19 protein-coding genes are annotated in these 19,647 nt (G+C 63.1%); 13 read left to right on the forward strand and 6 right to left on the reverse strand.

Annotated features, from left to right (window positions below):
* The first annotated feature begins 35 nt into the window (after positions 1 to 35).
* From RBH77_RS15695 to RBH77_RS15705, 3 genes are all read left to right on the forward strand, one after another.
* Complete coding sequence (locus RBH77_RS15695) at positions 36 to 815, forward strand: SDR family oxidoreductase (protein WP_311028525.1); 780 nt, start codon at positions 36 to 38, stop codon at positions 813 to 815.
* Positions 816 to 862: 47 nt separating this feature from the next.
* A complete protein-coding gene (locus tag RBH77_RS15700; protein ID WP_311028526.1) occupies positions 863 to 1,705 on the forward strand; it encodes a fumarylacetoacetate hydrolase family protein in 843 nt (280 codons plus the stop codon).
* Positions 1,706 to 1,923: 218 nt separating this feature from the next.
* Complete coding sequence (locus RBH77_RS15705) at positions 1,924 to 4,236, forward strand: NADP-dependent malic enzyme (protein WP_311028527.1); 2,313 nt, start codon at positions 1,924 to 1,926, stop codon at positions 4,234 to 4,236.
* 18 nt (positions 4,237 to 4,254) lie between these two features.
* Here the strand turns inward: RBH77_RS15705 and RBH77_RS15710 are convergent, their stop codons facing one another.
* The 5 genes from RBH77_RS15710 to RBH77_RS15730 form a co-directional block, all read right to left on the reverse strand.
* On the reverse strand, positions 4,255 to 4,971 hold the full coding sequence (locus tag RBH77_RS15710; protein ID WP_311028528.1) for a 2OG-Fe(II) oxygenase: 717 nt from the start codon (positions 4,969 to 4,971) through the stop codon (positions 4,255 to 4,257).
* 324 nt (positions 4,972 to 5,295) lie between these two features.
* Positions 5,296 to 5,487: a DUF3008 family protein gene (locus RBH77_RS15715; RefSeq protein WP_311028529.1), complete on the reverse strand. Its 192-nt coding sequence runs from the start codon at positions 5,485 to 5,487 to the stop codon at positions 5,296 to 5,298.
* Between the two features lie 73 nt (positions 5,488 to 5,560).
* Positions 5,561 to 6,352, reverse strand: coding sequence for a glutamate racemase (murI, locus tag RBH77_RS15720; protein WP_311028530.1), 792 nt, complete (start codon positions 6,350 to 6,352; stop codon positions 5,561 to 5,563).
* Positions 6,345 to 7,202, reverse strand: coding sequence for an RNA methyltransferase (locus RBH77_RS15725; RefSeq protein ID WP_371832785.1), 858 nt, complete (start codon positions 7,200 to 7,202; stop codon positions 6,345 to 6,347). The genes murI and RBH77_RS15725 overlap by 8 nt, the downstream gene beginning before the upstream one ends.
* Before the next feature lie 449 nt (positions 7,203 to 7,651).
* Entirely contained in the window at positions 7,652 to 7,903 is a 252-nt protein-coding gene (locus RBH77_RS15730) for a type II toxin-antitoxin system Phd/YefM family antitoxin (protein ID WP_311028531.1), read from the reverse strand.
* Positions 7,904 to 8,074: 171 nt separating this feature from the next.
* On the opposite strand from RBH77_RS15730, the gene RBH77_RS15735 reads away from it, so the two are divergent.
* The 3 genes from RBH77_RS15735 to aqpZ all read left to right on the forward strand — a co-directional run bounded on the left by RBH77_RS15735 (position 8,075) and on the right by aqpZ (position 10,554).
* A complete protein-coding gene (locus tag RBH77_RS15735) occupies positions 8,075 to 9,286 on the forward strand; it encodes an NADP-dependent isocitrate dehydrogenase (RefSeq protein ID WP_311028532.1) in 1,212 nt (403 codons plus the stop codon).
* Between the two features lie 79 nt (positions 9,287 to 9,365).
* Positions 9,366 to 9,755, forward strand: coding sequence for a PRC-barrel domain-containing protein (locus RBH77_RS15740; RefSeq protein ID WP_311028533.1), 390 nt, complete (start codon positions 9,366 to 9,368; stop codon positions 9,753 to 9,755).
* A 106-nt stretch (positions 9,756 to 9,861) separates the two neighbouring features.
* A complete protein-coding gene (gene aqpZ / locus RBH77_RS15745; RefSeq protein WP_311028534.1) occupies positions 9,862 to 10,554 on the forward strand; it encodes an aquaporin Z in 693 nt (230 codons plus the stop codon).
* 76 nt (positions 10,555 to 10,630) lie between these two features.
* Here aqpZ and RBH77_RS15750 read toward each other — a convergent pair whose 3' ends face one another.
* On the reverse strand, positions 10,631 to 11,794 hold the full coding sequence (locus tag RBH77_RS15750; protein WP_311028535.1) for a M20 aminoacylase family protein: 1,164 nt from the start codon (positions 11,792 to 11,794) through the stop codon (positions 10,631 to 10,633).
* Between the two features lie 355 nt (positions 11,795 to 12,149).
* On the opposite strand from RBH77_RS15750, the gene rpsF reads away from it, so the two are divergent.
* The 7 genes from rpsF (at position 12,150) to radA (ending at position 19,626) form a co-directional block, all read left to right on the forward strand.
* Positions 12,150 to 12,629, forward strand: a complete 480-nt coding sequence (rpsF, locus tag RBH77_RS15755; protein WP_311032571.1) for a 30S ribosomal protein S6 — start codon at positions 12,150 to 12,152, stop codon at positions 12,627 to 12,629.
* Positions 12,629 to 12,877 (forward strand): 30S ribosomal protein S18, encoded by a 249-nt coding sequence (rpsR, locus tag RBH77_RS15760; RefSeq protein ID WP_173190471.1) that lies wholly within the window; start codon positions 12,629 to 12,631, stop codon positions 12,875 to 12,877. The genes rpsF and rpsR overlap by 1 nt, the downstream gene beginning before the upstream one ends.
* A gap of 221 nt (positions 12,878 to 13,098) precedes the next feature.
* Entirely contained in the window at positions 13,099 to 13,707 is a 609-nt protein-coding gene (gene rplI, locus RBH77_RS15765) for a 50S ribosomal protein L9 (RefSeq protein ID WP_311028536.1), read from the forward strand.
* A gap of 141 nt (positions 13,708 to 13,848) precedes the next feature.
* On the forward strand, positions 13,849 to 15,141 hold the full coding sequence (locus RBH77_RS15770; protein WP_311028537.1) for a cyclopropane fatty acid synthase: 1,293 nt from the start codon (positions 13,849 to 13,851) through the stop codon (positions 15,139 to 15,141).
* Between the two features lie 397 nt (positions 15,142 to 15,538).
* The gene (locus tag RBH77_RS15775) at positions 15,539 to 17,029 is read left to right on the forward strand and encodes a replicative DNA helicase (RefSeq protein WP_311028538.1); all 1,491 of its coding nucleotides are present in this window, start codon (positions 15,539 to 15,541) and stop codon (positions 17,027 to 17,029) included.
* Between the two features lie 4 nt (positions 17,030 to 17,033).
* Positions 17,034 to 18,206, forward strand: coding sequence for an alanine racemase (alr, locus tag RBH77_RS15780; RefSeq protein WP_311028539.1), 1,173 nt, complete (start codon positions 17,034 to 17,036; stop codon positions 18,204 to 18,206).
* On the forward strand, positions 18,199 to 19,626 hold the full coding sequence (gene radA / locus RBH77_RS15785) for a DNA repair protein RadA (RefSeq protein ID WP_311028540.1): 1,428 nt from the start codon (positions 18,199 to 18,201) through the stop codon (positions 19,624 to 19,626). Before alr ends, radA begins: the two co-directional genes overlap by 8 nt.
* Positions 19,627 to 19,647: the final 21 nt, after the last annotated feature.

A 19,647-nucleotide genomic window follows, 5' to 3' on the forward strand; every position in this document is an offset into this window, starting at 1 on the left:
GGGCTAGCGTGCCCGGCAAGCAACGGAGGAAAGCTTTGGATCTGGGAATAAAGGGCCGCAAGGCAATCGTGTGTGCGTCGAGTCGCGGACTAGGACGCGGCTGTGCCATGGCGCTGGCCGAAGCCGGCTGCGACCTGGTCGTCAACGGCCGCGACGAAAAGGTGCTTTCGGCAACGGCGAACGAAATCCGCGATCGCTTCGGCGTCGACGTCACCGAGGTCGCCGCGGACGTTTCGAGCGCCGAGGGCCAGAAAGCGCTGCTTGCCGCCTGTCCGACGCCCGACATCCTCATCAACAACAATGGCGGACCGCCGCCGAAGCCCTTCGGCCAGATCGACCGTGCCGCGATCCTTGCCGGCGTCGAGCAGAATATGATCACCCCGATCGAGCTCATCCGCGCCGTCATCGACGGCATGGCGGAACGTGGTTTCGGGCGGATCGTGAACATCACCTCGCTGTCGGTCTATCAGCCGATCCCGGGCCTCGACGTTTCCTCCGGGGCACGCGCCGGGCTGACTGCGTTCCTCGCCGGCGTTGCCCGCACGGTGGCGTCGAAGAACGTGACGATCAACAACATCCTGCCGGGCAAGTTCGATACCGACCGCATCCGCGCCACGCTGAAATTCGGCGCGGAAAAGGCCGGAATATCCGAGGACGAGCAGAAGAAACGGATCGGAGGAACCGTCCCGGCCGGGCGGCTCGGCACCGCTGAGGAGTTCGGGCAGGCTTGCGCCTTCCTTTGCTCGGCGCAGGCGGGCTATATCGTCGGCCAGAACCTGATCCTGGACGGCGGCTTCTTCAACAGCGCGTTCTGACCGGCGCCGATTTCTCATTCGAAACATCAAAAGAGAGGAATATAGCTTTGAAACTGGTGCGATTTGGAGAAAAGGGGCGCGAAAAGCCTGGCGTGATCGACAAGGACGGTGCCATTCGCGACGTGTCCTCGCTGGTGAGCGATTTTTCGCCCGAGACGATTTCCCCTTCCTTGAAACAGAAGCTGGAACAGGCCGACCTTTCCTCTCTGCCGCTGGCGCCGAAGGGGGCACGGTTCGGTGCACCGCTGTCACGCACCGGGCATTTCATTGCCATCGGGTTGAACTATGCCGATCACGCGGCGGAAACCGGCGCTCCGATCCCCGAGGAGCCGATCATCTTCTCCAAGGCGCCGAATTGCCTTTCGGGCCCGAACGACGACGTGCTGATGCCCAAGGGCTCGAAGAAACTCGACTGGGAAGTGGAGCTTGCCGTGATCATCGGCAAACGCTGCGACTATGTCGAGGAGAAGAACGCGCTCGATCACGTCTTCGGCTATGCGGTCTGCAACGACGTCTCCGAGCGCGAATTCCAGATCGAGCGCGGCGGCCAGTGGATGAAGGGCAAGGGTTGCCCGACCTTCGGTCCGGTCGGCCCGTGGATCGCCACGACGGACGAGATCGCCGACCCGCAGAAGCTTGCCATGTTCCTCGACGTGAACGGCAAGCGCATGCAGAACGGCAGCAGTTCGACCATGATCTTCTCCGTCGCGCATGTCGTTTCCTATCTGTCGCAGTTCATGGTGCTCGAACCGGGCGATATCATCACCACCGGGACACCGCCCGGCGTCGGACTCGGCATGAAGCCGCCCGTCTTCCTGAAGAATGGCGACACCATCCGTCTCGGGATTGCCGGGCTCGGCGAACAGGCGCAGAAGGTCGTAGCTCGGTAGGATAAACAAGACGACATGGCGTTCCTTCTCACCCCCCTCTGTCCTGCCGGACATCTCCCCCTCAAGGGGGGAGATTACGCAGCGGCACTGCTTGGGCCACCCTTCACCGCTGTAAGGAACGCAGTGAGGTGGAGACCGCCGATCTCTCCCCTTGAGGGGGAGATGTCCGGCAGGACAGAGGGGGGTGAAAGACGTCCGGCCACCCCACGGCTATACCCATGAGCGACACTATTTCAGAAAAGCCGATCCGCTCCGATCTCGACGAAGCGGCGCTTTTCTTCCACAAGCACCCCCGCCCCGGCAAGCTGGAGATCCAGGCGACCAAGCCGCTCGGCAATCAGCGCGACCTGGCGCTCGCCTACTCGCCGGGCGTGGCCGCGCCCTGCCTTGCTATCCGCGACGAGCCCGCGCTTGCCGCGGACTACACCAGTCGCGCCAATCTCGTTGGCGTTGTTTCCAACGGTTCGGCCGTGCTTGGGCTTGGCAATATCGGGCCGCTGGCATCGAAACCGGTGATGGAGGGCAAGGCCGTCCTGTTCAAGAAATTTGCCGGCATCGACGTCTTCGACATCGAAATCAATGCGCCGGAAATCGATCAGATGGTCGAGACGGTGGCGGCGCTGGAACCGACTTTCGGCGGCATCAATCTCGAGGACATCAAGGCGCCCGAGTGTTTCGAGGTGGAGGAGCGGCTGAAGGCGCGGATGGCCATCCCTGTCTTCCACGACGACCAGCACGGCACGGCGATCATCGTCGCGGCGGCTGTTCTGAACGGACTGGAGCTTGCCGGCAAGAAGCTCGACGAAGTCAAGATTGTCACTTCGGGCGCGGGTGCTGCCGCGCTCGCCTGCCTCAACCTGCTGGTCTCGCTTGGCGCGCGCCATGACAATATCTGGGTCACCGACCGCCACGGCGTCGCCTACAAGGGCCGCGTTGAGGAGATGGATCGCTGGAAGGACCCTTACGTCAAGGACACCAATGCGCGAACACTCGCCGATGTGATCGGCGGAGCCGATGTATTCCTCGGACTGTCGGCAGCCGGCGTGCTGAAGCCTGAACTTCTGGCGGAGATGGGCGAACGGCCGCTGATCCTGGCGCTCGCCAACCCGGTGCCGGAGATCATGCCGGAAGCGGCGCGCAAGGCCCGGCCGGACGCCATGATCTGCACCGGGCGCTCCGACTTCCCCAACCAGGTCAACAACGTGCTGTGCTTCCCTTATATCTTCAGGGGAGCGCTCGATTGCGGCGCAACGGCCATCAACGAGGAAATGAAGATGGCGGCGGTGCGCGCCATCGCGGATCTGGCGCGCGAGGAGCCGTCGGATGTGGCGGCGCGCGCCTATTCCGAGGAGACGCCGACCTTCGGGCCGGACTATCTGATCCCCTCGCCTTTCGACCCGCGCCTGATCCTCCGGATCGCGCCGGCGGTGGCGGAAGCAGCCTCCGAAAGCGGCGTCGCCACGCGTCCGATCGCCGAGATGGACGCCTATATCGACCGGCTGAACCGCTTCGTGTTCCGCTCGGGCCTCATCATGAAGCCCGTCTTCTCGGCGGCCAAGGCAGCTGGCGCCCAGCGCGTGATCTACGCCGACGGCGAGGACGAACGCGTACTGCGCGCGGCACAGGTGGTGCGGGAGGAAGGCATCGCCACGCCGATCCTGATCGGCCGCCCGCATGTCATCGAGACACGGCTTAAACGCTACGGCCTCAAGATCAGGCCGGGAACCGATTTCGAACTGATCAACCCGGAGGACGACCCGCGCTACCGCGACTATGTCGACCTCCTGATACGGCTCGCCGGACGGCGCGGCATGACGCAGGAGGCGGCGCGCACGATGGTGCGCACCAACACGACCATCATCGCCGCGCTCGCCATGATGCGCGACGAGGCGGACGCGATGATCTGCGGACTGGAAGGCCGCTATGAGCGGCACCTGCGCAATGTCGACCTCATCATTGGCCGCAAGACGGGCGCATCCCATCTCGCGGCGTTGTCGATGCTGATCTCGCAGCGCGGCATCACCTTCTTTACCGACACCTATGTGAACATGGACCCGAGCGCGAACGAGATCGCGGAATTCACCATCCTCGCGGCGGAAGAGATCAGGCGCTTCGGGTTGGAGCCGAAGGCGGCGCTCCTGTCGCATTCCAATTTCGGCTCGAAGGATTCGCCTTCGGCGCTCAAGATGCGCGAGGCGGCGGCCATCCTGAAGCGCATAGCGCCGGACCTCGAGACCGATGGCGAGATGCATGGCGACGCGGCGCTCGACGAGAGACAGCGCCAGCGCGTCTTCCCGCATTCGACGCTTCAGGGTGAGGCGAACCTGCTCGTCTTCCCCGACCTCGACGCTGCCAACATCACGCTCAACACCGTCAAGGCGATGCTGGATGCACTGCATGTCGGGCCGATCCTGCTGGGCACCGCCCGCCCGGCCCACATCTTGACACCATCGGTCACCTCGCGCGGGGTCGTCAACATGACGGCGCTGTCGGCGGTGGAGGCCTCGCAGAAAGCAGCGGCCAAGGCATAGCCCCGCCCCGAAGACCTCTCATGCGGCATCGTGGAAGATGATGCCCGTCGTATAGCGCCCGCCGCTTCGGACCCGGCTGACGCCGTGGCGCATCTTCACCCGGTAATCGCCGCGCGAACCGGTTTTCGGCCGGTCGTTGACGGTGAAAAGCGCGCCGTGGCCAAGTGAGAGCGGCACGACCTCCGCGCGCGACTGCATGCGTGGCCGCTGCTCGGTCATGACGAACTCCCCGCCAGTGAAATCGGTGCCCGGTTCGCTCAGCAGGATGACAAGCTGGATCGGGAAGACGTGCTCGCCATAGAGATCCTGGTGCAGGCAATTATAGTCGCCGGGCCCGTACTTCAGCAGAAGCGGCGTCGGGCGCGCCTGTCCGTCGGCGTGGCATTCATCGAGAAAGGCCTGCAGGCTTGCGGGAAAATGGCGGTCGATATCCATCCGGCGATGCCACTCGTTGGCGATCGGCGCGAGATGCGGATAGAACGCCTCGCGGAGGGAGGCGATGATCTCCGGCAGCGGATGAGCGTAATATTTGTACTCACCCTCCCCGAAACCGTGCCGCTTCATGACGACGTGGCTGCGAAAGCGGCTGTCATCCGGGTAAAGCGAGCGCAGCGCAGTGCATTGTTCCGCGCTCAGAAGCTGGCCGGTCGTCGCGACGCCGACCTCGTTCAGTTCGCGCGCAATGGCCGACCAATCGAGCGCCGCCACCAGCTTTCCCGCGTTGTATTTCGGCATTTTCAGCTCCATCGAAAATCTTCAATGAAGCTACCGGAAAAGCGCCTCCGGCAGCATTCCGTTTCTTGCGCTTCTGATTGCCGGTGCCGGTAGTAGATCGATGTTTCCGGCGCGTCCTTCGAGGCTCGCTCCGCTTGCACCTCAGGATGAGGGAGGTCTATAGGCGTCACCCTAGATCGTGAGTATCACGCTTCGAGTCTATCGGAATCGGCGTATCCCCAACTCGTCTCAGAACTTGATGCCGGAAAGCTGCCCCCACCTCCCTCATCCTGAGGTGCTCTGCGCAGCGGAGCCTCGAAGGACGCACTTCATTGATGTAAGCGTTCAGCTCTTCTTCGAGACGTGCTCCGGCTTGCCCTTGCGCTTGGTCTCCGCGAACTCCTCAAGCTGCTTTTCGCTCATCGAATCGTACATTTCCCTCGACGCGCCCCTGAGTTCGCTCTTCTTGGTCTCGCCGCGCTTGGCCGACAGCGCTGCGCCGGCGGCCATCTGCTGCGCTTTCGATTTCGCTGGCATGGCTTTCACTCCTGCGTTTCGATGAACAGGAGCAACGCCCGATTTGGCCGGCAGTTCCCCGGTACCGGAACCCTCAGCCTTCCACCGTCAATCCGAAGCCGTGCATCAGTCTTCGCGTCGCGGGATTGGGCCGCCCCGAAGTGAAGATCGCGACATCGTCGCCATGGGAGGGTTCGGCCACACCGTCCGGCGGCAGCAGCGAAAGCGCCCGCCGCGCGATCGCCTCGGCCGGGTCGATCCAGTCTACCGGCCAGGGCGCGGTCTTACGCATGCGATTGACGAGAAACGGATAGTGCGTGCAGGCGAGAACGACGATATCGGTGCGGCCGCCGTCGCGCTCCATAAAGCAGGGCGTGATCTCCGTCTTCACAACCGCCTCGTCGACGAAACCGTCGCGCATATAAGCCTCCGCAAGTGCCGCGAGATTGACGCTGCCGACGAGGCGCACATGGCATTTCGATGCCCATTGGCGAATGAGGTCGCGCGTATATTGCCGCTTGACCGTGCCGGGGGTGGCAAGGACGGAAACAAGGCCCGAGCGCGTCCGCTCCGCCGCCGGCTTGATCGCCGGCACGGTCCCGACGAAAAGCTCCTTGGGAAAGCGCTGGCGCAGGTCGGCGATGGCGAGCGTCGATGCCGTGTTGCAGGCGATGACGGAAATCGCCGGCCGGTGCCTTTCCAACAGCCGCCCGAAAACACCGGCGATGTGTTCCTGTAGCGCGGCCTCCTCCCAATTGCCGTAGGGAAAGGCGGCGTCGTCCGCGACATAGACGAAGCGCCGGCCGGGCATCAGCACGCGCGCCTCGCGCAGCACGGTCAACCCGCCGATACCGGAATCGAAGAAGAGGATCGGAGCGTCAGTCATGATCGCCGCGTCCGGCGCCTGCTTTCCGGTCGGCCCTGGCCTTGCGTTCGGGATAGCCGGCCCCGCGCGGCTCCTTCGGCGAGAAATAGTCGAGCGAAGCGACGACCCCGCGCAGCACCTTGATCTCGGCCTCGGTAAAACCCGGACGCGTCAACACGGCACGGAGATTGTCTATCATCTTCGGCTTCTTAGGCGCCGGCCGAAAATAGCCGCGCGCGGAAAGCGCATCCTCAAGGTGCGTAAGGAAGCCGACCAGATATTCCTTAGGTGCCGGCCGCATTTCTGGGCTGGCAAAAGCCGTGTCGGTCTCGTGCTCCAGTCCCGACTTCATCCATTCATAGGCCATCAGCAGCACCGCTTGCGCGATATTGAGCGATGCGAAGGCGGGGTTGACAGGAAAGGTGACGATCTCGTCTGCGAGCCCGACCTCTTCGTTGAAGAGGCCGAACCGCTCGCGGCCGAACAGGATGCCGGTCTTCTCGCCGACGAGGAAGCGGGAACGCAGCGCCCTGCCCGCCTCGACCGGACCGCGTACCGGCTTGAAATTGTCACGCTGGCGCGCCGTGGTGGCGAAGACGAAATTGAGGTCGGCAATCGCCGAAGCGAGGTCGTCGAACACTGCGACATTGTCGATGACGTGATCGGCACGGCTTGCCGCCGCACGTGCCTTCTCGCTCGGCCAGCCGTCGCGAGGATTGACTAGACGCAGTTCAGACAGGCCGAAATTGGCCATGGCGCGCGCCACCATGCCGATATTCTCGCCAAGCTGCGGTTCGACGAGGATGATCGCCGGACCATCGGTCAAAAGGGTTTGCTCGCGGTCCGTGCCTGCCATGATCGTCAATGCCATAGTCCCTGCCGCGCCTCGTGCCACATCCGGAGGGGAAAATGAAGATGCATCAGCGGCGAGGGATAGCACGCGTCCCGCCGGCGCGAATGGCGACCGCAGCTTCCGCAGCAATTCTTGCCATAAACTTGCGGCTGAACGTGCCGAGAGGCTCCCTATCCTCAATGGCGAATGAGGCTCGCAGATCGTCTGTATTGAATTCGTCGACGATCACCCATGCGGGCGTGTAGAGCCGCGCCCGGCGCGCCTCTGTTTCGGGTATCTCGACAGCTCTACGGCTCGGCAAGGGCCGGCGGCTTGTTATGGGAAATAGAAGCGGCGCCTCCACACCGTCTTGCCCCCGAAAGATGATCATCACACAAGTCGGGCGTGCCTTGCGCCCGCTTTCTTCTCCGCGATCCTGCCCGTGAGCCCACAAATAAGAGTAGAGGATCACACTGCCGTGTGTGATCTCAGTCATCGCCACCGTCGCGGGCCGCGACCTCGTCAAGCCCGGCGAGGAACAGTTTCCGTTCCTCGCCGCTCAATCTGTCGGTGCGGTAAGCGCGCTGTGCGCCAAGTTCTCTCAAGCGGTCGAAATCCTCGGCCGTCATGAGCACAAATTTGCGCTTACCGCGGCTGGTTATGTCGACGGGACCGCGAAAGGCGGCCTCGGCAACCTCTCCGGATTTATTGTTGAGTTCGGTAAGCGTAAATGTCTTCATGGCTCATCACCAATTTCATTATATTCAATATGTTAGCTAACATATCTATTTTAAAGATATATGACAAGTAGGAGCAACGATCGAGCGCCATTTGCGTATCGGGCAACGGGTGCTATAGGGGCGCGGACCTCGGGCGTTCGCCCGCTTTTTCAGCCTGTTCCGGAGCCTTTCATGAGCAAGATCAAAGTTGCCAATCCCGTCGTCGAACTCGACGGAGACGAGATGACCCGCATCATCTGGCAGGCGATCAAGGACAAGCTCATCCACCCCTATCTCGATATCGACCTCAAATATTACGACCTCGGCGTCGAACACCGCGACGCCACCGATGACAAGGTGACGATCGAGGCCGCCGAGGCCATCAAGAAATACGGTGTCGGCGTCAAATGCGCGACCATCACCCCGGACGAGGCGCGCGTCGAGGAATTCCACCTCAAGAAGATGTGGAAGTCGCCCAACGGCACCATCCGCAACATCCTGGGCGGTACGATCTTCCGCGAGCCGATCATCTGCAAGAACGTTCCGCGCCTGGTGCCCGGCTGGACACAGCCGATCATCGTCGGTCGCCACGCCTATGGCGACCAGTACCGCGCCACCGATTTCCGCTTTCCAGGCAAGGGCAAGCTGACGATCAAGTTCGTCGGCGAGGACGGCAAGGTGATCGAGCACGAAGTGTTCGACGCGCCCGGTTCGGGCGTGGCGATGGCCATGTACAATCTTGACGAATCCATCCGCGAATTCGCGCGCGCCTCACTCAACTACGGCCTGCTGCGCGGCTATCCGGTCTATCTGTCCACCAAGAACACGATCCTCAAGGCCTATGACGGCCGCTTCAAGGACCTGTTCCAGGAGGTGTTCGACAAGGAATTCGCCGCCGCCTTCAAGGAAAAGAAGCTGACCTACGAGCACCGGCTGATCGACGACATGGTCGCGTCGAGCCTGAAATGGTCGGGCGGCTATGTCTGGGCCTGCAAGAACTATGACGGCGACGTGCAGTCCGACACGGTGGCGCAGGGTTTCGGCTCGCTCGGCCTGATGACCTCGGTGCTGATGACGCCGGACGGTAAGACCGTCGAGGCGGAAGCCGCGCACGGCACTGTCACCCGCCACTATCGGCAGCATCAGAAGGGTCAGGAGACCTCGACCAACTCCATCGCCTCGATCTTCGCCTGGACGCGCGGGCTGGCGCACCGCGCCAAGCTCGATGGCAACGATCAATTGAAGAAGTTCGCCGACACGCTGGAGAAGGTCTGCGTCGCTACCGTCGAAAGCGGCTTCATGACCAAGGACCTCGCGCTCCTGATCGGCCCGGACCAGCGCTGGCTCTCCACCACCGGCTTCCTCGACAAGGTTGACGAGAATTTGCAAAAGGCCATGGGCTGACGCCCACCAGCGCATTCACCCGACAAAGGAAACAACCTTTCTTACCTGCGGCGTTCATAGCGGTAAAAGGGAGTTTTTCATGCAGACGATCGACAGGCTAATGGCTGTCGCCGGCATGGCGGCGGTTCTTCTTTCCAGCAATTCAGCCGCCGCGCTCGCGCAGGGCGGCTGGGGAAAGGCCGCCGACAGCGCCGTGGTGCCGGCCTTCGGCATGAGCGCCGACGATGTCGAGGATCTCGATGTGGTCAATGCCGCCGGCGACAGGATCGGCGAGGTCGAGGACGTCCTGACCAAGGGTGGTGCTCCCGCGGCGCTCGGCGTCGACTTCAAGGGTTTCAGCGGCTATTCGCCCGGCAAGGACCTCAACGTCGTCGTTCCGCTCGATGAATTCACCCTTCTCGACAAGAAGCGGCTAAAGCTGAAGACCGATCCGGCAGCGGTGAAGACAATGGAAACTTATCCGGATTGAGCGGTAAGCTCCGGCACCGATCGCACCCTTATCCTGGGCCAACTTCTCCTTACCAGCGACTCAGCGTAGTTTCCCGCCCGTAACGCACTGTTACTGGAGAGGGAATATGCAAAAGAAACTCGCGGCGGAATTTCTTGGAACTTTCTGGCTCGTCTTCTGCGGTTGCGGCTATGTGCTGTTCGGGCCGACATTCGGCAACGGCACGGTCATCAGCATGCTCGGCATCGGGGTGACGTTCGGTCTGACCGTGCTGACGATGGCCTATGCGGTCGGCAACATCTCGGGCGGGCATTTCAACCCGGCGGTCTCCGTCGGCATGGCCGTCGCCGGCCGCATGCCGATCGGGGACCTTATCGGCTATATCATCGCGCAGGTGGTGGCCGGCATTGTCGCCGGCGGCTTGCTCTATCTGATCGCGACCGGCAAGGGCGACTTCACCATCGGCAATTTCGCCAGCAACGGCTATGGCGAGGCATCCCCCGGCCACTATTCGATGCTCGCGGCATTGATCGTGGAAATCGTGATGACCGCCTTCTTCATTTTCGTCATCGCGGCGACCACCAGCCCAAAGGCGCCGGCCGGCTTCGCGCCGCTCGCAATCGGCCTGACGCTCACCGTGATCCATCTGGGCTCGCTGCCCATCACCGGCACGTCGGTCAATCCCGCGCGTTCGACGGGCACGGCAATTTTCGCCGACGGCCCCGCGCTCAGCCAGCTCTGGCTCTTCTGGGTGGCGCCCATCATCGGCGGCATTATCGGGGCGTTGGTGTGGAAGGGATTGTTCGGCGACGAAGAATAGTCAGCGGCGTCTCTACGCGGACATCAGAACGGGAGACGGTCGCGCCGCCTCCCGTTTTTTTTCACGGGAAAATCCCTCAGTTTGCCGGCAGCGCCGTCTCCACCAGCTTCGCCCAATACGAGCTGCCGAGTGGGATGATCTCGTCGTTGAAGTCGTATTCCGGGTGGTGGAGATACTGCGTATCGCCCTGCCCGATATAGATGAAGGCGCCGGGCCGGGCCTCCAGCATGAAGGAAAAATCCTCTCCGCCCATCACCTGCGGTGTGTTCTCGTCCACCCTGTCGGTGATCTGGCGCGCGACCGAAGCGGCGAAGCTCGCCTGTTCGGCATGGTTCGACAGGACCGGATAATGCCGCTGATAGTCGCAGGTGGCATGCGCGCCGAATGCGGCGGCGGTATGCGCTACGACTTCTTTCATGCGTTCCTCGAGCAGATCGCGCACTTCGGGGGAAAGCGTGCGCGCCGTGCCGGTCAGCCGCGCCGTCTGCGGAATGACGTTGAAGGCGTCGCCGGCCTTGAAGGTGGTCACCGAGATGACCGCCGCCTCGACCGGATCGACATTGCGTGACACGACCGACTGAAGCGCGGTCATGATATGGGCGCCGACCAGAGTAGTGTCGATGACCCGCTGCGGCCTCGCCGCATGCCCGCCCTTGCCCTCGATGTCGATGACGAACATGTCGGCGGCGGCCATCATCGGGCCGGAGCGGATGCCGAACTGGCCGACCGGCATGCCCGGCGAATTGTGCATGCCGTAGACCTCCGTGATGTTGAAGCGCTCCATCATGCCTTCGTTGACCATCTCGCGGCCACCGCCGCCACCCTCTTCCGCCGGCTGGAAGATGACCACCGCGTCGCCGTCGAAATTTCGCGTCTCGGCCAGATAGCGTGCGGCGCCCAGCAGCATCGCGGTGTGGCCGTCGTGGCCGCAGGCATGCATTACGCCGGCGTTCCTCGACTTATAGGGATGGTCGATGATCTCCTGGATGGGAAGCGCGTCCATGTCGGCGCGCAGGCCGATCGCCTTGCCGCTCGTCGACTTGCGGCCCTTGATGACGCCGACCACACCGGTGCGACCGACGCCGGTCACGATCTCGTCGACGCCGAATTCCTTCAGCTTTTCCGCCACCAGCGCCGCCGTCCGGTGGACGTCGAACTGCAGTTCGGGATTGGCATGGATATCCCGGCGCCACTCGGTGACGTCCTTGTGGAACTCGGCAATGCGATTGACGATCGGCATGGTCTGCTTCCCTCTACGTTCTGCATACGGTCGGAATCCGAAGTCGCGGAAATTGCGCTATGACCGTTCCCGCCGCAACCCCCAAATGTACCCGGATCCAACGCGGGCCTTGTGCTTGCGGCAAAAACCTGTATATGCGGCGCATTCTGCCGGTCCCAGCTGGGGGCTGAACGGAGGGCCGGAAGATCGAGGGCAACCGCGATCTTCCGTCGTGAAGCCGAAACGGACTTCCGCCTCCCGTGTCTCCGCTCTCGACCGTCTCGATATGCGCCTTCTTCGCCGCCCTGCGGTGTGGACAGATCGCAGAGGCTTTAGCCGCCGGGACCGACAGCGAAACGAAGAAAGGCGAATGATAGTGGCATTATACGAACACGTATTTCTTGCCCGCCAGGATCTCTCGCCGCAGCAGGTCGAAGCGCTCGTCGAACAGTACAAGGGCGTGATCGAGGCTGGCGGCGGCAGCGTGGGCCGGGTCGAGAACTGGGGCCTGAAGTCCCTCACTTACCGTATCAAGAAGAACCGCAAGGCGTACTACACGCTGATGGACATCACCGCTCCGGCGGCTGCCGTCAACGAGATGGAGCGCCAGCAGCGCCTGTCCGAGGACGTTCTCCGCTTTATCACCATCAAGGTCGAGAACCACGAGGAAGGCCCGTCGGCCATGCTCCAGAAGCGCGACCGCGACGACCGTGACCGGGGTGACCGGGGCGATCGCCCCCCGCGCCGCGACCGTGACGACCGCCCGCCGCGCAGCTTTGACGGCGACCGGGGAGGTGACAGAGGCGATAGGGGACCGCGCCGCCCGCGCGAAGAGGCTGAAGGAGCATCGGCATAATGGTCGACATCAATCAGATTCCGACGCGGCGTCCCTTCCATCGCCGCCGCAAGACCTGCCCGTTCTCGGGCGCCAACGCACCGCGCATCGACTACAAGGACGTGCGCCTCCTGCAGCGCTACATTTCCGAGCGCGGCAAGATCGTGCCGTCGCGCATCACGGCGGTCAGCCAGAAAAAGCAGCGCGAACTCGCCAAGGCGATCAAGCGCGCCCGCTTCCTCGGCCTGCTTCCCTACGTTGTGAAGTAATCCGGGCGATGTAATTCTGGAGACGGGCGGCATGACCGCCCGTTTCCCCTCCCCGCGACGGGCGCGGACGAGGCCGATCAAATCCCGGGCTGGGACGTAATTTCTATTCGCCCCTAACTGCCGGACAGGCAGGACAGCGAACCAGGCATTGCGATGCCGCCAAGCTTCCTGACCTTTTCGGCGCGTCGGCCCTCGGGCTGAAAGAACAAAGGAACAGGAAGATGGAAGTCATTCTTCTCGAACGCATTTCCCGCCTCGGCCAGATGGGCGAGACCGTCAAGGTCAAGGACGGCTTTGCACGCAATTTCCTGCTGCCGCAGGGCAAGGCGCTGCGCGCCAACGAAGCCAACAAGAAGAAATTCGAATCCCAGCGCGTCCAGCTCGAAGCGCGCAACCTCGAGCGCAAGAGCGAGGCCGAGAAGATCGCCGAAAAGCTTGACGGCATGAGCTTCGTGGCGGTTCGCTCCGCCGGCGAGACGGGCCAGCTCTACGGCTCGGTTTCGACGCGCGACATCGCCGACCTCCTGGCCGGCGAAGGTTTCAATGTCGCCCGCAACCAGGTCGAGCTCAACCAGCCGATCAAGTCGATTGGCCTGACCAATGTCGCCATTGCGCTCCATCCGGAGGTCGAGGTCACGGTCACGCTCAACGTGGCACGCTCCGCGGACGAGGCGGAACGCCAGGCGAAGGGCGAAGACCTCACCTCCGCCGAAGCGATCTACGGCGAGGATATCAACGAGAACGCCCGGCCCGATGCCTTCTTCGACCCGGATTCGGAAGAAGACGAAGAGCAGCGCAGCGCAGCGGAAGAAGAGGCCAGCCAGCCCTAGAGCAGGCCCTGAGCCACTTTTTTGGACCAACGGCCCGGGCCTTCGCCCGGGCTTTTTTGTGCCACGCAGAACTTTTCAAGCCGTGCCTTTATGACGCACAATAACGCGCTATCTTGAATCGGGGACAGCCGGAATTTTGCCATGAATGTTTTGCTACGGCGCATTATCGAGCGACTTATACGGACCGGAAACCTGAGGATCACCGCAGCGAGCGGAAAGACCTACCAGTTCGGAGACGGCAGCGGCGAGCCGGTGCATGTCCGTTTCAAGACCGCTCACGCCGAGCGCGCGGTGGCGCTGCACCCGACGCTGGCGCTGCCCGAAGCCTATATGGATGGGGAAGTCGATGTGCTGGAAGGCGACGTGCTTTCCTTCCTCCATATCGCCTATGAGAATATGGGCATGGAAGGCATCAACCCGAGCCTGACGCGGGCGGTTGAGGCCATGCGCGTGGCGATCCGTGGCTTGCAGCAGATCAACACCGCCTCGCGCGCCAGGCGCAACGTCCAGCGCCATTACGATCTGTCGGGCGAGATGTACAAGCTCTTCCTCGACGCCGACCTGCAATATTCCTGCGCCTATTTCGAGCGCCCCGACATGACGCTGGAGGAAGCGCAGCTTGCCAAGAAACGCCATATCGCCGCCAAGCTGAAGATGAAGCCGGGCCAGACGACGCTCGACATAGGCTGCGGCTGGGGCGGCATGGCGCTCTATCTCGCAAGGAACTTCGATGCGGACGTGCTTGGCGTGACGCTTTCCACCGAACAGCACGCGGTCGCGACGGAGCGCGCGCGCGCCGAAGGTCTCGACGGCCACGTGCATTTCGAGATCAAGGATTACCGCAGCCTGTCCGAGAGGTTCGACCGCATCGTTTCGGTCGGCATGTTCGAGCATGTCGGCGTCAACTACTACAAGGCGTTCTTCGAGAAGTGCGCGACGCTTCTGAAACCGGACGGCGTGATGTTGCTCCACACGATCGGCCGCAGCGGCCCGCCTTCCGCCACCAACCCCTTCATCCGCAAATATATCTTCCCCGGCGGCTATATCCCGGCCATGTCGGAAGTGCTGCCGCATATCGAGCGCGCGGGGCTCGTCGTCTCCGATGTGGAGGTGCTCCGACTGCACTATGCCGAGACGCTCAAGAACTGGCGCGAGCGCTTCATGGCCAACCGAGACCGCGCGAAAGCCATCTACGACGAGCGTTTCTGCCGTATGTGGGAGTTCTATCTCGCCGGATCGGAAGCTGCCTTCCGCTGGCAGGACATGGTGAACTTCCAGTTCCAGATCACCAGGAGGAACGACGCCCTGCCGATGACCCGCGACTATATGGGCAAGGCCGAGAAAGCGCTTGCCATGCACGAAATGGCGCATGGCGTGACGGCGCCTGCCGAGCCAGCCCGGCCGCGCCCGAAGAAGGTGGCGAAAAGCAAGTAGCGCCGATGCCGCGCGCCCTTCGAAGCTCGCTTTGCTCGCACCTCAGGATAAGGAAGATAGGTGCGAAGCACCTTTAATTCGGAAGGATCAGACGGCGAACAACTTTGAAATCCGGCGCAAGAGTAGCTGGCGATGAGGGCCGCCACTATCGCCCTCCGTCATCCTGAGGTGCGAGCAAAGCGAGCCTCGAAGGACGCATGGACAATCAATAGCCGCCGGTCTATTTTCCTGTTTTGTTCTCATTGTCGCAGATGTTAGAATCGTATCTTCGATTCGAGTCAATCAGCTTTCTTTCCACCGATTTCCTGCCCTGTGGAGATCGGTAAAGGAGGTTCGAATTTGCACCCGCCCTTAACCTTGTCTGATACGGCAGGGGCCGGGCGAAGGACGGGAGACCATGGCGGAAGCGGCAATAAAATTCGGCACGGCGGAAACGCCGCTCTATCGCGAAGCGCCGAACAATATCGAGGCGGAACAGGCCCTTCTGGGCGCCATCCTCGTCAACAACGACGCCTTCTACCGCGTCTCGGATTTCCTGAAGTCCGCGCATTTCCACGAGCCGCTGCATCGGAAGATCTACGAGGTCTCGGCGGAATTCATCCGCATGGGCAAGACCGCCAACCCGGTGACCGTAAAGACCTTCCTGCCGGCCGACCAGAAGGTCGGCGACATGACCGTCGCCTATTATCTGGCACGGCTGGCGGCGGAGGCGGTGACGGTTATCAACGCTGCCGACTACGGCCGCGCCATCTACGATCTGGCGACGCGCCGCGCGCTCATCACCGTCGGCGAGGACATGGTCAACATCGCTTATGACGCGCCGGTCGACATGGCGCCGCAGGAACAGATCGAGGATGCCGAACGCCGGCTTTTCGAGCTTGCCGAGACGGGCCGTTACGACGGCGGCTTCGAGAGCTTCACCGACGCGGTGAAGACCGCCGTCGACATGGCCAACGCCGCCTATATGCGCGACGGCCATCTTTCCGGCATCTCCACCGGTTTCCGCGACATGGACAGCCGCATGGGCGGATTGCAGCCCTCGGACCTTGTCATCGTCGCCGGCCGCCCAGGCATGGGCAAGTCGTCGCTCGCCACCAACATCGCCTTCCACATCGCCAACGCCTACGAGCCGGCGCCGCAGGCGGACGGCTCCTTCAAGGCGGCGAATGGCGGTGTAGTCGGCCTTTTCTCGCTCGAAATGTCGTCGGAACAGCTCGCGACTCGCATTATTTCCGAGCAGACCGAAATCCCCTCCTCCAAGATCAGGCGCGGCGAGATAACCGAAACGGATTTCGAGAAGCTGGTCGCCTGCTCGCAGATGATGCAGAAGCTGCCGCTCTACATCGACCAGACCGGCGGCATCTCGATTGCGCAGCTTACCGCCCGCGCCCGCCGCCTGAAGCGCCAGCGCGGACTCGACATCATCATCATCGACTATATCCAGCTTATGACCGGCTCCTCGAAACGCGCCAACGAGAACCGCGTACAGGAGATCACAGAGATCACCACTGGCCTCAAGGCGCTGGCTAAGGAACTCAACGTCCCGATCATCGCGTTGTCGCAATTGTCGCGTCAGGTCGAAAGCCGCGACGACAAGCGGCCGCAGCTCTCCGACCTGCGCGAATCCGGGTCGATCGAGCAGGATGCAGACGTAGTGCTTTTCGTCTTTCGCGAGGAATATTATCTCAAGAACAAGGAACCGAAGCCCGGAACCGAGGAATATTTCAAATGGGAAGGCGAGATGAACGAGGCGCGCGGCAAGGCTGAAGTCATCATCGCCAAGCAGCGCCACGGCCCGACCGGCACGGTGCAGATGGGTTTCCAGGGCGAATTCACCCGTTTCTTCGACCTCGCCGAGGACAGCCATCTGCCGGAACGGTTCGAGTAGAAAATTGACGGAGTTCAACAGCCATTCGGGTGCCGATCCCCGGCTCGCCGGCGGCAGGCTCACCATCGACATTTCTGCTCTGATCGCCAACTATCGGTTGCTCCGCGAGCTTTCGGACGGTGCCCGCACCGCCGGCGTGGTCAAGGCGAACGCCTACGGCCTCGGCATAGAAACCGTGGTGCCGGCACTTCTTGCCGCCGGTTGCGAGGATTTCTTCGTCGCACTGCCGGAAGAGGGTATCGCGGTGCGCAGGCTTGCTACCGATGCACGTATTTTCGTGCTGGCAGGCCTGTTCGAAGCCGAGGCCGCGCCCTTCTATTCCGAAGCGCGCCTCATTCCCGTGCTCAACACGCAGCGTGATATCGCCATCTGGGAAGCGCATTGCGGGACCGAGGGCGCCGCCCTCCCCTGCGCCATTCATGTCGATACGGGCATGAACCGGCTCGGCCTCACGGTTGAGCGCGCGCTAGCCTATGCGCGGGAGAACGCGCTTACGCGAGCGTTGGAACCCGTGCTTCTCATGACCCACCTCGCCTGCGCCGACGAGCCGATGCATCCGCTGAATCTGAAACAGGTGGAAGCCTTCCGGCGGGTGCGGGAGGCCTATGGCGGCATCGAGGCGAGCATGGCCAATTCGCCTGGCATCTTCCTCGGCGAGATCACCCGCTTCGACCTGACTCGACCAGGTATCGCGCTTTACGGCGGGCAGCCGGTCAACGGCGCATCAAAGCCACTGCGGCCGGTGGTGACCGCCGAGGCCCGGATCGTGCAGGTGCGTCATGCGAGGGCCGGCGAGAGCGCGAGCTATGGCGCGCATGCCATGCTGGAACGCGGCACGACGATCGCCGTCGCCGCGGTAGGCTATGCAGACGGCTATCACCGTTCAGGCTCCGGCGCCGGCGTGCCGCTGCGCGCCGCCATTCCGCAAGGCGCGTACGGTTTCGTCGCGGGGCGGCGCGTGCCGGTTCTCGGCCGCGTCACCATGGACCTCACGCTCTTCGATGTCACCGATTGCGCACCGGACACCGTGCAGCCCGGCGATCATATCGAGCTTTTCGGCCCGAATATCCCGATCGACGAGGCCGCGCATGCCGCTGGCACGATCGCCTACGAGTTACTGACCTCGCTCGGCCATCGCTGGCAGCGGCGCGTGGTCGGGGCGGTGACCGATGCCTAAGCCCCGGATCCAGTTCATCTGCCAGAATTGCGGCTCGGTCCATACGCGCTGGGCTGGCAAATGCGATGCCTGCGGCGAGTGGAACACGCTAGTTGAGGAAGGTACCTCGGGCGGCATTGGCTCCGGCCCGCAGGCGATGCGCTCCGCGCGCAAGGGCCGTGCGGTCGTTCTCACATCGCTTGCCGGCGACATAGAGGATGCGCCGCGCATCGCGTCCGGCATCAGCGAACTCGACCGGGCGACGGGCGGCGGTTTCGTGCGGGGCTCGGCGCTTCTCGTCGGCGGTGATCCCGGTATCGGCAAGTCGACCCTTCTGACGCAGGCGGCGGCGGCGCTCGCCCGGCAGGGCCATCGCATCGTCTATGTCTCCGGCGAGGAAGCGGTGGCGCAGATCAGGCTGAGGGCGCAGCGCCTCGGGGTCGCCGATTCGGCGGTCGAGCTGGCGGCCGAAACCAATGTCGAGGACATCCTCGCCACCATCGCCGACGGCAGGCGACCGGACCTCGTCATCCTCGATTCGATCCAGACGTTGTGGACGGACATGGCCGATTCGGCGCCCGGCACGGTCACACAGGTCAGGGCGGCCGCGCAGGCCATGATCCGATACGCCAAGTCCACAGGTGCTGCGATCGTACTGGTCGGCCACGTCACCAAGGAGGGGCAGATCGCCGGCCCGCGCGTGGTCGAGCACATGGTCGACGGCGTGCTCTATTTCGAAGGCGAAGGCGGGCACCACTACCGCATCCTGCGCACGGTGAAGAACCGCTTCGGCCCGACCGACGAGATCGGCGTCTTCGAGATGTCGGACAAAGGGCTGCGCGAGGTTCCCAACCCTTCGGAACTCTTTCTCGGCGAACGCGCGGCGGCGGCACCGGGCGCCGCGGTCTTCGCCGGTATGGAAGGGACGCGGCCGATCCTCGTCGAGATTCAGGCGCTCGTCGCTCCCTCGCCGCTGGGCACGCCGCGCCGCGCGGTAGTGGGCTGGGACGGTTCGCGCCTGTCGATGGTGCTGGCGGTGCTCGAATCGCATTGCGGCGTGCGCTTCTCCCAGCACGACGTCTATTTGAACGTCGCCGGCGGCTACCGCATCGCCGAGCCCGCCGCCGACCTCGCGGTCGCGGCGGCCCTGGTGTCGTCGCTCACCGGCCTTGCCCTGCCGGCGGAATGCGTCTATTTCGGCGAAATCAGCCTGTCGGGAGCGGTAAGGACGGTGGCGCATACCCAGCAGCGTCTCAAGGAGGCCGAAAAGCTCGGCTTTAGTCAGGCCGTGTGTCCCCGGTCAGGCGAGGAACTCGCGGGGAAAATTTCGGCCAATGCCTTCCAGCCTGCCTCGCTGGTCGATCTCGTCGCCCGCATCGCCGGGACAAATGGCGGTGGAAAGCAGCCGGAAGCGCGCTTGAGACGCATTCCGGGCGAATAGGAAGAGTGGGGAACAGCCGCA

The sequence above is a fragment of the Mesorhizobium koreense genome (assembly GCF_031656215.1).
GTDB lineage: Bacteria > Pseudomonadota > Alphaproteobacteria > Rhizobiales > Rhizobiaceae > Mesorhizobium_L > Mesorhizobium_L koreense.

What these genes read in the sequence shown, in the direction of transcription:
- aqpZ (WP_311028534.1), top strand. Translation starts at nt 9,862, where the DNA reads ATGCAAAAGAAACTCGCGGCGGAATTTCTTGGAACTTTCTGGCTCGTC.
- RBH77_RS15725 (WP_371832785.1), bottom strand. Translation starts at nt 7,202, where the DNA reads ATGGCATTGACGATCATGGCAGGCACGGACCGCGAGCAAACCCTTTTG.
- RBH77_RS15750 (WP_311028535.1), bottom strand. Translation starts at nt 11,794, where the DNA reads ATGCCGATCGTCAATCGCATTGCCGAGTTCCACAAGGACGTCACCGAG.
- rplI (WP_311028536.1), top strand. Translation starts at nt 13,099, where the DNA reads ATGGAAGTCATTCTTCTCGAACGCATTTCCCGCCTCGGCCAGATGGGC.
- RBH77_RS15735 (WP_311028532.1), top strand. Translation starts at nt 8,075, where the DNA reads ATGAGCAAGATCAAAGTTGCCAATCCCGTCGTCGAACTCGACGGAGAC.
- murI (WP_311028530.1), bottom strand. Translation starts at nt 6,352, where the DNA reads ATGACTGACGCTCCGATCCTCTTCTTCGATTCCGGTATCGGCGGGTTG.
- RBH77_RS15715 (WP_311028529.1), bottom strand. Translation starts at nt 5,487, where the DNA reads ATGCCAGCGAAATCGAAAGCGCAGCAGATGGCCGCCGGCGCAGCGCTG.
- rpsR (WP_173190471.1), top strand. Translation starts at nt 12,629, where the DNA reads ATGGTCGACATCAATCAGATTCCGACGCGGCGTCCCTTCCATCGCCGC.
- RBH77_RS15705 (WP_311028527.1), top strand. Translation starts at nt 1,924, where the DNA reads ATGAGCGACACTATTTCAGAAAAGCCGATCCGCTCCGATCTCGACGAA.
- RBH77_RS15740 (WP_311028533.1), top strand. Translation starts at nt 9,366, where the DNA reads ATGCAGACGATCGACAGGCTAATGGCTGTCGCCGGCATGGCGGCGGTT.
- radA (WP_311028540.1), top strand. Translation starts at nt 18,199, where the DNA reads ATGCCTAAGCCCCGGATCCAGTTCATCTGCCAGAATTGCGGCTCGGTC.
- RBH77_RS15775 (WP_311028538.1), top strand. Translation starts at nt 15,539, where the DNA reads ATGGCGGAAGCGGCAATAAAATTCGGCACGGCGGAAACGCCGCTCTAT.
- RBH77_RS15770 (WP_311028537.1), top strand. Translation starts at nt 13,849, where the DNA reads ATGAATGTTTTGCTACGGCGCATTATCGAGCGACTTATACGGACCGGA.
- RBH77_RS15710 (WP_311028528.1), bottom strand. Translation starts at nt 4,971, where the DNA reads ATGCCGAAATACAACGCGGGAAAGCTGGTGGCGGCGCTCGATTGGTCG.
- RBH77_RS15730 (WP_311028531.1), bottom strand. Translation starts at nt 7,903, where the DNA reads ATGAAGACATTTACGCTTACCGAACTCAACAATAAATCCGGAGAGGTT.